6 protein-coding genes are annotated in these 12,614 nt (G+C 61.4%); 3 read left to right on the forward strand and 3 right to left on the reverse strand.

Features of this window, described 5'->3' with window-relative positions; all coding sequences use genetic code 11:
- Positions 1-7 precede the first annotated feature (7 nt).
- Genes IPI01_07430 through IPI01_07440 form a run of 3 tightly spaced genes read right to left on the reverse strand, consistent with a single transcriptional unit; the run spans position 8 to position 7,784 of the window.
- Positions 8-3,859: a hypothetical protein gene (locus IPI01_07430; protein ID MBK7257622.1), complete on the reverse strand. Its 3,852-nt coding sequence runs from the start codon at positions 3,857-3,859 to the stop codon at positions 8-10.
- Position 3,860: 1 nt separating this feature from the next.
- Complete coding sequence (locus IPI01_07435; protein ID MBK7257623.1) at positions 3,861-6,689, reverse strand: TonB-dependent receptor; 2,829 nt, start codon at positions 6,687-6,689, stop codon at positions 3,861-3,863.
- Between the two features lie 21 nt (positions 6,690-6,710).
- Positions 6,711-7,784: a LacI family DNA-binding transcriptional regulator gene (locus IPI01_07440; protein MBK7257624.1), complete on the reverse strand. Its 1,074-nt coding sequence runs from the start codon at positions 7,782-7,784 to the stop codon at positions 6,711-6,713.
- A 256-nt stretch (positions 7,785-8,040) separates the two neighbouring features.
- On the opposite strand from IPI01_07440, the gene ugpC reads away from it, so the two are divergent.
- The 3 genes from ugpC to IPI01_07455 are packed head-to-tail and all read left to right on the forward strand — an operon-like array spanning position 8,041 to position 12,494.
- Positions 8,041-9,144: a sn-glycerol-3-phosphate ABC transporter ATP-binding protein UgpC gene (gene ugpC / locus IPI01_07445; GenBank protein MBK7257625.1), complete on the forward strand. Its 1,104-nt coding sequence runs from the start codon at positions 8,041-8,043 to the stop codon at positions 9,142-9,144.
- A gap of 22 nt (positions 9,145-9,166) precedes the next feature.
- A complete protein-coding gene (locus tag IPI01_07450; protein MBK7257626.1) occupies positions 9,167-11,644 on the forward strand; it encodes a DUF4968 domain-containing protein in 2,478 nt (825 codons plus the stop codon).
- The gene (locus IPI01_07455) at positions 11,637-12,494 is read left to right on the forward strand and encodes a hypothetical protein (GenBank protein MBK7257627.1); all 858 of its coding nucleotides are present in this window, start codon (positions 11,637-11,639) and stop codon (positions 12,492-12,494) included. The genes IPI01_07450 and IPI01_07455 overlap by 8 nt, the downstream gene beginning before the upstream one ends.
- The last annotated feature ends 120 nt before the right edge of the window (positions 12,495-12,614 follow it).

Consider the following 12,614-nt stretch of genomic DNA (forward strand, 5'->3'; position numbering starts at 1 on the left):
GTCATCCTCACTTAATGATCGCGATCTTGCCGGTCTTGTTGCCCACCGGCGATTCAACGACATAGAAATAGACGCCGAAGGCGATGTCCAGATTCTCCTTCGTCTTCAGGTTCCACGAGACCGTCCCATCGTCGATGGCCCCGTCGTGATGCAGCGTGGCCACATGATCGCCGCGCGATGTGAAGATCTTGATCGACGCTCCCGCAGGAAGATGGGTGAAGTCCATCTTGCGCTCGCCACGCCCGCTGGTGATGCCGGGGTTCAGCGGTGGCTCGAATTCCGCGGCGGTCACATACGGGTTCGGCACGACACGGATCCGGTCCAGGCTCCCGCTCGCCGTCGCATTGTCCACTGTCGGAAGTTCGGTGACGAACTCGAAGATATCGCCGTTCCGGAAGGGCTTCGTGGTCTTGAAGATGAACTTGTCCCCGTTGCCGAGATTGTACACGGTGTCCGAAGGATCGCCCACTTTCGCAAGGATGAACAGGTCCCACGTCGGCCACACGTCACCACGGGGGTTCCTCTCCATGACGATAAGTTCGTCCAGCGGCGACAGCTTCCCATTGCCATTCGCGGACGGGCCCTCGGTGAAGAGGAACTTCACGAACGTACTATCGGTGCGGTTGAAGATCCGGAAGTTCGTCGGGATCGCCACATCGTACGGGAACGGACCCACCAGGGACGTGTCCACCACGCTGTTCGCGAACTGGATCTCGTAGTCCGCCGAGCGCTTGTAGCCGAGAAGCGGTGGATCGAGAAGCGTGAGGTTCGTGGCGCCGAGATTGACCACATAGGCGCTCTTCCCGACCCATCCCGTGGTCGCGTCTGCTGTGTCCTTCACGGACCAGAAGTTGTTGAACATGAGCGTGACGCCGTCGAAGATATCCGACTCACCGTTCTCGACCTGGTACGGCGACCCCTGCAGATTGGGACTCCGGTAGACCGGATAGTACCGGTAACTGATGGTGTAGGTGCCGGCAGGCAATGCGCCGGGGCCGTTGCCGCGGATGGCGCCCCGGGCAAGGTTCAACACGTAGTTCGACGGGTTGATGACACTCCCCTGCTGGTTCTTCACCGTGATGGTACCGGCGATGAGGTTCTTCCTGCTGAGACTGATGTTGACCGTGTCCTGACTGATGAACTGCTCCGTCAGCACGGTCATGTCCTCGACAGAATACGAGGTCGTGATCCGCGACCATTCGGTGCTGTCGGCCAGATCGATCTTGCCGTTCGCATTGTTGTCGATGCTGTCCATCTGCGTGTCGTTGAAGCTGACGCGGTACCGGTGACCCGTGAGGGCCTTCTGATCGAGGATGCCGAACAGCATGGAGCCGGTCGCCGGGCCCGCCTGATGGAGCGCGGACACGCCGGAGGACGGTGAGACGTACCCGGCGGTGCGCGCATTCGGCGTCACCACGGCCACGTTGATGTCCCTCTCGACCTCGCCGGTGGACAGGACGCGTACCTGTTTGGTGTTCTCACCCGGGAAAATGCCGGTCACCTCGTCACCGCGGTCATAAGCCACGATCGCGTAATAGTACCGGCGCCCGTTCTCCACTTCCGTGTCCACATACGAGTGCTTGAGCCCGGTGTCGTCGCCCATCCTGAAGGAGTACCCGGCGGCGGCCTGGAAGAGTTCGCCGGTCGCCTGGAAGTATCCGCGGACGCCGTTCACGATGTCGAACTGTGCAAGCGGCTGATACCCGCGCGGCGTTCCCGTCGCATCGGTGATCGTGAACACGTCGCTGAAGTCCGGATCGGTGGACTTGTAGATCTTGTACCCCTCGAAATCGCGCGTGCGCAACACCGGATCCACCGTCGCTTCCGCAACGCGGTCCCAGTACAGCGTCACCTGACGGTCACCCGGAACGGCGACCAGCGTCGGCTTGTCCGGCGGGGTCGGGAACTGATAGTTCGCATCGTAGATCTTCTGCACGGTGCGCTTGTTCTTCAGGAGGTCGTTGATATCGTCCTGCGTGCTGCCACCCTTGCCGCCACCATACACGAGCGCGAGCGAGAACCGTTCGGTCGCCCCTGCGAGCAGCGGGAAATACCCCGACCCGTAGATGAAGTCGCCGTCCTCACCACGTTCCGGCTTATTGTTCACGATGGATGTGGGCACATCGAAGTACCCCGGAGCGAGGCCCTTCCAGAGTTCCTCGTCATCGCCGAGCCGGACAACGTTGGCAGGCGTGAAGTAGTAGAAACTCGAGAGCCCGATCTGGTCCGATTCGTCCACGTCGGTCTTGTCCACATTCGGCTCGCCCGGCAACCCGGTGTCCTTGCCCAGCGCGTCATAGCCCGAGGTGGGCAGCCCGTCACCTTCGCCGGCATCCGCACCCGGATAGTTGACGGCGGTCGCTCCGATACCATCACGGCCGACATCATCGAACGCGATGTTCCAATCCTGATCATTGTCGATCCGGTCGTTCCGGCGCTCGTCGATCAGGCTGAGCGGATTGGCCACACCACCCGCGGCGATGTCGGCGTGCCGGACCGGACGGAGGACATCCAGGAGGACCTGGAAGGGCGCGTTCCGGTTCCGCTTGAATTGCCGGTAGTGGAGGTACCTGTTCTCGTCGATCAGGCCGTTGAAATTGTTGTCGATGCCGTCGTACGCATTCCGGTTGACGACATCATTCCCGAGAATGTCGCGGACGATGTTCCCTTCCGCGACCTTCGTCTTGCCGGGATAGATCCAGACCGAATCGCGCATGCCGCGGGTCTTGACCTTCACCGAGTCGCGGTTCGGCACGACGAATGCCACACGGCTATAGTCGTCACGGATCAGGATGATGGTCTGCCCGGCCCGGACCAGGAGGGAGTCGAAACTCGTCGCGTCGAACTGCGGTGCCGCACTTCCGATCGTGGTGGAGTCCGCATCGCCGTCATTGTCGATGCCGTCGAACGGATTGCCCGGGCTCTCCAGGAAGGCATACCCGACCATACCGACCGGGAAGCGCTGGTTCCAGCGCGGATTGCGGAGCGTGTTCCGGTCGAAGTCCGCGGTGTAGGTGATGTTGGTGAACACATCATAGAACGACCAGTCGTCGTCGTATTCCTGCGGACTGCCGTCGCTGCCGGTGACACCGATATAGGTACCGACGAGCATCCCGAACACGGCGCGGTCGTACGTGGTCGTGCCCTTGTTGGCGATCTCGTACAGCCAGAAGATATTGTCCTGCGCGAGGAACTGCGCCCATTGCATCGCACGGACCCGCACCTCGAGTGCGAGGCCGTTCCGGCTGACGTTGTTGGAGTCGGGCTTGAAGGCGATACCCCGCGCGTTGTTCAACGGGAAGTTGAACCGGCGGTCCACGTTGTCATCCAGCACGAAGTAGGATTCGAGATCGGCGCTGATGCGCTTGCCGAAATACCCGTTCCATGAACCCTTCCACCCCGGGTCCACGCCATCGGCGGATTTGTCCGGCCAGAATTCCGGCCAGGTCTTCGCATCGTTGCTCAAGGCGATGCTCTGGTTCGGTGACGGCGCGAAGTATCCGTTCACCGGTTCGAACGTCCAATTCTCACCCGTCGCAGGGTCGAGATCCGCGAGCTGCGTCGGCCGTGCCACCGGGGTCGACACCACCGAGCGGAAGGAGGTATCCTGCCACCGCACTTCGGCGCCGACGAACGGACTCACGTCGCCGAGATACCCGTTATTGTCATTCTTCCACGCACCGCGCGGACGTGTGTCGGTCGGTTGGCCGATGACACCCCAGTTACCAAAGACCGTGCGCACCTGGTTGCCGTTCATGACGGCTGACCGGCGGTACTCGCGGCCGCTCTGGGCGTGTGCGATCCCGGCGACAAGGAGTGTTGCTGCTGACAGGAACAGAAGAAGCCGGATGGTTTTCATGCTAGAACTCCAGATTCATGCCGAATTCGAGACGACGGGGCTCCGAGTAGTTCTGCGGACGCCGGTACCACTCGTCGAGTGAATTGATGCGCTGGCGCGGATTCGTCAGACTGACACGTGCCTCATCCGTGGTGAAGCCTGCACGGCCGGTGTCATCGAACACGTCCGTTTCGTTCCGGATATCCAGCAGGTTGAACGCACGCGCAAAGACCACGACGTTGAACGGATCGACTTTGACCTCGTAATAGGCACGGAGGTCGATGTTAAAGAACCCGGGTTTCAACTGGCTGTTCGTGAGGAGTGTCGTGATGTCCGCTGCACGGCGCGGCGTGTACGGCGTGCCGCTGCCATACTGTCCGATCGCGCTGATACCCCAATGGGGCGCGGCATACGACGCCGTCATATTGAGCGTATGACGCTGGTCCCACCCGAGCGGGGTCAACTGGACCTCGGGAAGCGAGCCGCCTGCCACGGCATTGCGTGCTTCCTGCGGATCCGAAGCACTGCCCTTGGCCACCTGATAGGTATAGTCGATGGTCGCCGAGAACCCGCCGCCGAACCGCTTGTTCAGCGTCAGCACGATACCTTTCACGAAACCAAAGTCACTATTCACATACTTGCTGTATTTGGCGCTCCCGCCAAAGACGATGATCTCATCGGCCCGCGTTCCCGTCAGGCCGCGGATGTCGCGGAGATACGCCGTCACATCCACCGAGAGGTCGGGCGCGAGCTGCTGCTGCATGCCGATCTCAGCATTGATCGTCTGCTCCGGCTCGAGGTCCGCATTGCCCACCACGCCCTGGTTGCCGGTCCCGAATCCGATCTTGAAATCCGGGTTCTCATACAACCGCTCGAAGCGCGGGATCTGGAAGAAGTGCCCGTAGGAGAAATGCACGATGCCTTCCGCGGTGATCGGGAAGGAACCACCGATGCGCGGGCTGAACTGCCATTTCGCCTTCGCCTTGCGGTACCAGTACGTGAAGCGCTCGGCCAGCGACTTCGCCCGGTTCTCGGGCTTGATCGGACTGTAGATGTTCGGATCGTCCACCGTATACGTGGAGTGCAGCGGATCATTCACATCGGGGTGCTCGTCGTTCAGCACATACCCGTCCGGATCGAAATAGTCGAAACGAATACCGATGTTCAGGATGAAGTCCTTGAACTCCATCTTGTCCTGGATGTACGCCGAAAGCTCCTTCGGACTGTGATTGTACATATCATGATAGAGGGAGGACAGGGGCAGGATGCGCGTCCGGATGAAGGGGCTCGCGGTCGCCAGGTTGATGTCCGACTGTTCTGCGACCGGCTGCAGGGTGATGTTCTCGTAGTACACATTGTTCAACCGGACCTCGCCCCCGATCTTCACCAGGTTCGAGAAATCCAGCTGCGAGGAGATATCCACCTTGAGAAGCTTCGTCGACGTCGAGCGGCGGAAACGGCCCATGTCCGTGCCGCCCGTGTAGAAGCTGTACGGATCATCGGTGAGGAACAGCTTGGGATGGACGTAGTGCGGACCCGAGGGATTGAGCGCTTCGATGAGATCGCCCGATCCATCGGTTGCCGGCTCGTACGTCAGATCGTACAGGCGGTACCTGGATCCGCGCTGGAACCACGACGCGCCAAGGGTGTAGAACGTGGAAGAACTGAGCGTGTGCGACAACTGCATGATGAGGGTGTGGCTGTCGTTGATATCCACACCCTTGCCATCCGGATTGTAGAAGTAGTTCCGGTCGTAGGCCTGTCCCTTATTGTAATCGTAGATGTAGTTGGCATTGAGTTTGACCACCGGGGTGATGCGCCAGGTGAGCTTGCCCTGGCCATAATACCGTTCACTCCAGTTCATGGGAACCACCGCGCTGTCGCCCCTGCCGGAAGCATCACGGTACATCGTGAACTGGCGGGTGATGTCGTCCGTGTACGAGATGTTGGACGGCGTGTACCGCCGGTACCCTTTGCGCCAGCCGTCAAAGTAGATGTAACGGCCGTTAATGAAGAAGGTCAGGTCCTCACCGAGGACCGGCCCGCTCAGGTTCGCTTCGAAGTTCCTGATGGCGGTCGGCTTGAAAGCATCGAGCCCCGGGAAGAGCGAATCGCCGGCGTACGTCGTGACGTACTGTCCGATGTACGCACCTGCCCCTCCGGTGAACCTGGGGCTTCCTTCTTTCGTGGCAATGTTGACGATGCCGGACATTGCCTGTCCGTACTCGGCGTTGAACGCCCCGGACACCAGCTGGAGTTCCTGCACGAGGTTCTTGTTCACTTCTACGATCTGCGAGCCGTTGTACCCATCGGTCACCGGCACACCGTCGATCCAGTATGCGACCTCGCCTTTGCGGCCACCGCGAAGGCTGCCGGCCACGAACCCCGCCTGGAGCTGGAGGACCTGGGCGACCTCCGTCACCGGGAGAGCAGCGATCTGGTCGCCGCCCACCACCGCCGTCTTTGCCGTCAGGTCGCGCTGCACGAGCGGACGCTCCGCCGTGACGACCACTTCTTCGCCGACGTCAACGACCTGCGACGACATCACGACATCAATGGTCGTGGTGAGGTCGATAGAGACCGACACGTTCGTGATGGTCCTCTTATTGAAGCCGACGCCGGACGCGACCAGGGTGTACTTGCCCGGCGGCACGTTGAGGATGACGTACTGGCCGTCGATGTTGGTAGCAGCACCCATCGACGTCCCTTCGATGACGATGTTCACACCGACAAGGGTCTCCCCTGTCTGTGCGTCCTTGACCAGTCCCGCGATCTTCCCCGTGTTGCCCGCGAAGGCGGACACGGCGATGCCGAGGGCGAGGATGAGGAGTACTGTGGTACGGAGGTTCATGCGTGAATGGCTCCTGTTGTATTACGATTTCTGGACCGGCGCAGGATGGTACGGGACAGGGGTGCTCGCGGACGAACGGACCGAAGCACCACAGGACTTTCTGATGATGATGTCGGGAACAAATGAAGAAAGCGTTGGCGGAGCATCGGGGTCCTTCATGCGTGTGATCAGCTTCTCCATCGCGAGCCTGCCGATCTCATACATCGGCTGGCGCATCGTCGTCAACTCCGCATACTGGGCGAGCTCGATGTCGTCAAAGGAGACAACCGCGAGATCTTCGGGGATACGCACCCCCTCGGCACGTGCGCCCTCCAGCGCGCCGATGGCCTGCACGTCGCTGGCGATGAACACGGCGGTCGGGCGGCCGGGGCCTGCCGTCGTGGTGAGCAGCCGTCGCATGGAATCGCGGCCGGCATCGCGGTTGAACCCATCATTCTTTCCGGCGGAGGAGATGATGACCCGGTCTTCGCGGAACGGGATCCCCGCGTCGTCGAGTGCACGCCGGTACCCCGTCATGCGGTCTTTCGCCGGCTGGGTGTCGAGGCTTGCGTTGATCATCGCAATGTCCCGGTGCCCGAGCGAGAGAAGATGATGCGTGGCACTGTACCCGCCTTCGTTATTCTGGACCCGGATCGAATCGAAGGCCGGGTGAAAGGCGTCCACGAGCACCATCGGCAGGTGCATCTGCTGGAACCGTGAGACGAAGCTCTCCGGCAGCACCATACTAAAGAACAACACCCCGTCCACATGTCCGCGGTGCAACGAGCGGCGGAGGTAGTGCTCCACCTGGGCGGTATGACTCACACCGTACAACATGAGGTCCATGCCGATGTCCGCCGCGATGTCCTGCACGCCCTGAAGGGTTTGAACGTAGAAATAATTGGTGAAGGATGGGATAATGACCGAGATCGTGTTCGTGCGGCGGGAGGCGAGGCGCTGGGCTCCGGCGTGCGGCTGGTAATTGAGCCGCTTGACAATGGAGAGCACCCGTGCGCGGGTTCCGGGAGAGACGTGCGGGTGGTTGTTCAGACACCGCGACACGGTCCCGATACCAACACCGGCTTCTCGGGCAAGATCGTAGATCGTGACACCCATCGAGGAGTGTTATGCTGTGCTACAAGAGTTACTGGGAGTAACCAGGGAACCGTTCATGGAAGCGCTTCCATGAATGTAAGCCTTTCCGTCACCCGAGTCAAGCAAAATCTGTGACTCCGCGTCCCGGCTTCCATGGGGCCTTCCAGATCGACCGGAACCCCTTCCAAAGCTTGTGTTTCTCAGCCCTCCTTGATATATTCTTCGTATGTATCTCCCGTCCGCGCACGTTTGGCTCCCCTAGAGAGGAATCTTCCCGATGGCCGAAGTAAAACTGGAATCGGTATCCAAGGTCTATGAAGGCAAGGTCACCGCTGTCCGTGAAGTAACAACCACCATCCGCGACCAGGAGTTCGTTGTGCTTGTCGGACCCTCGGGCTGCGGCAAGTCCACGGTGCTCCGCATGATCGCCGGACTCGAAGAGATCTCCGGCGGAACGATCAGCATCGACGGCAGGGTGGTCAATGACGTGGCCCCGAAGGATAGAGATATTGCCATGGTGTTCCAGAACTATGCACTCTACCCGCATATGAGTGTGTATGAAAACATGGCCTTCGGACTCAAACTCCGGAAGTACCCGAAAGAGGAGATCGAGCAGCGCGTTCGCGAGGCGGCAAAGATCCTCGGGATCGAGTCGTACCTCGACCGGAAACCCAAGGCCCTCTCCGGCGGACAGCGCCAGCGCGTTGCCCTCGGACGCGCGATCGTCCGGCAACCCAAAGTGTTCCTCTTCGATGAGCCCCTGAGCAACCTCGACGCGAACCTCCGCGTCCAGATGCGCACCGAGATCTCCCGGCTGCACCACCGCCTCAAGACCACCATGATCTATGTCACCCACGACCAGATCGAAGCCATGTCCATGGGCGACCGCATCGTGGTCATGCGCGACGGCGTGGTCCAACAGGTCGATGCACCTCTCGCGATCTACCACCGGCCCGTGAACAAGTTCGTGGCCGGGTTCATCGGCAGCCCCACGATGAACTTCATCCCGGGTTCGCTCGTCCGCAACGGCGCGGTTGCCTTCACGCAGAACAGCGACTGGACGCACCTGACGCTTCCGCCCGAACTCTCTTCACGCATCGGCCAGGCACAGGTCGGGAACGTGACCCTCGGCATCCGGCCCGAGCACATCTATCTGCATCCACCCGCAGGCGTGGGCGCCCTGGCAAAGGTCCCGGCCACGGTCGAGGTCGTTGAACCCGTCGGGAACGAGATCTTCATCTACTTCTCGTCCGGCGCCGCTTCGCACCTCGTCGCCCGCATATCCTCGGAGCAGGCACCCGCAGTGGGCAAGCCGTGCGAACTGCTGTTCGATCTTTCGCGCATCCATCTGTTCGACGCCACGACCGAACAGGCCCTCTGAGACAGACATCCAGGAACCATCCATGCGACGGCTTGTGCTGTGTTCCCTCCTCATCCTCATGTCCCTGCGGCTCGACGCGGGATGGCAGAGCATCGGCAACGCCGAGTCGTATCTGGTGCGGGGCGGCAACACCGTTGTCCTGAAAGCATCCGGCGCCACGGTCGAGGTCAGCCTCCTCAGCGACCACGTGGCCCGCGTCCGCTGCATCCCTCCTTCGTCAACGGGCACACTGCCCCCCGACGTATCGCAGGCAGTGATCCCCGCGCGGTGGCCGGCGCCGGCCACGGAATTCGCGGATGCACCGGGCGCGCTCACGCTCACCACGCGGGCACTCCGCGTAACGATCACCAAGAAGCCCGTCCGGATCACCATCACCGATTCCACCGGAACGATCCTGACGCAGGACCATCCGGACAAGGGTATGGCATGGGCCGCCGGCGCCACAACCGGCGTGCGCGTGTGGCAGATGATGCCCCGCGATGCCCATTATTACGGACTCGGCGAGAAATCAGGGACGCTCGACAAGCGCAATAGTTCGGCCACGATGTGGAATTCGGACATCCCCGCCTACGGCACCACGACCGATCCGTTGTATCAATCGATCCCGTTCTTCATGTCGCTCGATGGCGGCAAGGCCCACGGCGTGTTCTTCGACAATACCTACTGGTCGTCGTTCGACATGGGGAAGGAAGCCCGCGACCAGTATGCCTTCGGCGCCGAGGGTGGTGAGCTCAATTATTACGTCATTGCCGGCCCCGCCCCGCGCACGGTGGTCGAACGGTTCACGGCCCTCGTGGGACGCATGCCCCTCCCCCCACGATGGTCGCTGGGATACCAACAATGCCGCTGGAGCTACGCACCGGACACGCGCGTCCGTGAGATCGCGAAGGGATTCCGGTCACGTTCCATTCCGTGCGACGTGATCTATCTCGACATCGACTACATGGAAGGCTACCGGGTCTTCACCTGGAGCGCGAAGAATTTTCCGGCGCCGGGACAGTTGATCCGCGACCTCTCCGCGGACGGTTTCCACGTTGCCGTGATCCTCGATCCGGGGATCAAGGCTGATTCCGCGTATGCTGCCTACACGACCGGACTCCAGGGGAAGCACTTCCTCACCTATCCCGACGGACGGGTCTTCTACGGCGATGTCTGGCCGGGACGGTGTGCATTCCCGGACTTTTCCTCCGAAGGTGGCCGGCGGTGGTGGGGCGATCAGATGGAAGATCTGATCCGCACCGGCGTCCGCGGCTTCTGGAACGATATGAATGAGCCGTCGGTCTTCAACGTCCCCACGAAGACCGTCGACCTGAACGTGATCCACCATGACGGTGGCTTGCGGACCCCGCACGCGAAGAACCATAACGTCTACGGTCTGCAGATGACACGTGCCTCGTACGAAGGCGCGCTCCGCCACAACCCCGCGGAACGGCCCTTCGTACTCACCCGTGCTTCGTATGCGGGCGGGCAACGCTACAGTGCAGGGTGGACGGGAGATAACGTGTCATCGTGGGAACATCTCTCCCTCGCCCTCACGATGTGCCTCAACTGGGGGCTCTCCGGCCAGCCATTCTGCGGAAGCGATATCGGCGGATTCATCGGGTACCCGTCCGGCGAACTGTTCGCGCGGTGGTTGCAGCTCGGAGCATTCACACCGCTGATGCGGTCACATTCCGTGATCAATGAGAAGAACAAAGAGCCGTGGGAGTATGGCGATGCATTCACGGCGATCAACCGTGAGAGCATCCAGCTGCGCTATCGCATGCTCCCCTACATTTATACAGTGATGGCGGAAGCGAGTGCGACCGGCATGCCGGCCATGCGGCCGCTCGTTCTGGAATATCCTTCCGACGGACGCTTCCTCCAGGAATCTTCCAGCTTTCTTTTTGGCCATGACATCCTTGTGGCGCCCGTGCTCGCCGCCGATGCCCGCTCGCGGGAGGTCCGCTTTCCGCAGGGAACATGGTACGACTTCTGGACAGGGGCGCCGGTTGCGGGAGGCCGGGACACCATGGTGGCGGCGCCTCTCGAACGCATTCCGCTCTACGTCCGCGAGGGGGCCATTGTCCCGATGCAACAGGTGATGCAGCATACGGGCGAGCAGCCCATCGATCCGCTGACGCTCACCGTGTACCCGTTGCAGGCCAACGGCACGGCATCGCGGACGTACTATGAAGACGACGGGCTCTCCTTCGATTTCCAGAAGGGCGTGCTTCTGCGCAGGACCCATGCACAGCAGAAGATCGGGCCCCGGCTCATCGTCGATATCGGTGCGGCGGAGGGATCGTATCTCCCGCCAACCCGCACGCTGGTGGTGCGCGTGGTGCATGTGGACGCTCCACCGACGGCGGTGCACATCAATGGCACGGCTGCCGGACAGCTTACCCCGGTGCCGGTCCCGGGTGCAACCGGCTGGACGTATGACGCTTCAGCCCGCGAGATCACGGTGCGGTGCACGGACGCGCGGACAGCGCAACGAATCGAGATCAACCATGAATAACGACGACAAAGCCCACGCACAGGCGCTCGTGCGCCGGCTTCTCGGCGAAGCGAAGGACCACGCGAACGCCGGAGCGATCCAGGAGGCCCTCAACGCCATACGCAAGGTCCGGGGGCTCGATCCCAGCAACGTGTTCATCCTGGCCTTTGAACGGCAGATCGAGCAGATCCAGGAACATCTGGCGTCGGGGACGCTGTCCGACGATCAGCGCAAGGATATCATCGATTCCCTTGCCGGCATCGTGCAGAACGCGACCGCGTCAGAGGTCCAGCCCGAACCGTCCGAAGAAGCCCCGGGACAACCGGAACCCGCACCCGAGCAACGGGAACAGGTCCGCGCGGCGCGCCAGTGGCTCAAGAACCAGTATCTGCAGCGTGCGCATTCCCATGTGATCAAGAAGGAATATGACAAGGCGCTGTCCGAGATCAGGCGCGTGTTCATCATCGACGACCGCGACCGTTTTGCCAGGGAGTTCGAACTGAAAGTGCTTCAGATGCAGGAACTCAGCAGGCGGAAGACGCTCGTCTTCGACGAGGGTGGCCTCGAGAATGGGGTCACGCGACAGCCGGCGGAGCCTGTCATCGAGAAGCCTGTTCCCCCACCCCCTCCTCCGGCGGAGAAGAAGTCGGGGTGGGCGCTGCGCATCGCGATCATTGCCTCGATCGCTCTCCTCGTCTTTGCGTTCTACTATTTCTGGAAGCGCGAACAACCTCGATCGGTGAATATCACGCCAGCGGAGGAACAGACGATCCCCGCGGAAGAGGCGGACGAGCCGGTCTATAAGATCCCCCCTCCGGCGACGCCGGATTCAGCCCGCGCGGACACCTCTGCCACCGCTGTTCCGCAGTGAGAACAGGCCGGTGATGCAGATCACCGGCCCGGTGCAATATTGGTATGGCACTTTGTAGAACTTTCCTGCGGAGGCCTTCCATCGCCTGTTTTGGGGGGTCGTGTGTCACCCCTGTCCCTT

It is taken from the genome of Ignavibacteriota bacterium (assembly GCA_016707525.1).
Classification (GTDB): domain Bacteria; phylum Bacteroidota; class Ignavibacteria; order UBA10030; family UBA6906; genus JAGDMK01.

Bases quoted from the DNA above. Each gene is read 5' to 3' on its own strand.
- IPI01_07440 (MBK7257624.1), bottom strand. From the start codon at position 7,784: ATGGGTGTCACGATCTACGATCTTGCCCGAGAAGCCGGTGTTGGTATC.
- IPI01_07450 (MBK7257626.1), top strand. From the start codon at position 9,167: ATGCGACGGCTTGTGCTGTGTTCCCTCCTCATCCTCATGTCCCTGCGG.
- IPI01_07455 (MBK7257627.1), top strand. From the start codon at position 11,637: ATGAATAACGACGACAAAGCCCACGCACAGGCGCTCGTGCGCCGGCTT.
- IPI01_07430 (MBK7257622.1), bottom strand. From the start codon at position 3,859: ATGAAAACCATCCGGCTTCTTCTGTTCCTGTCAGCAGCAACACTCCTT.
- IPI01_07435 (MBK7257623.1), bottom strand. From the start codon at position 6,689: ATGAACCTCCGTACCACAGTACTCCTCATCCTCGCCCTCGGCATCGCC.
- ugpC (MBK7257625.1), top strand. From the start codon at position 8,041: ATGGCCGAAGTAAAACTGGAATCGGTATCCAAGGTCTATGAAGGCAAG.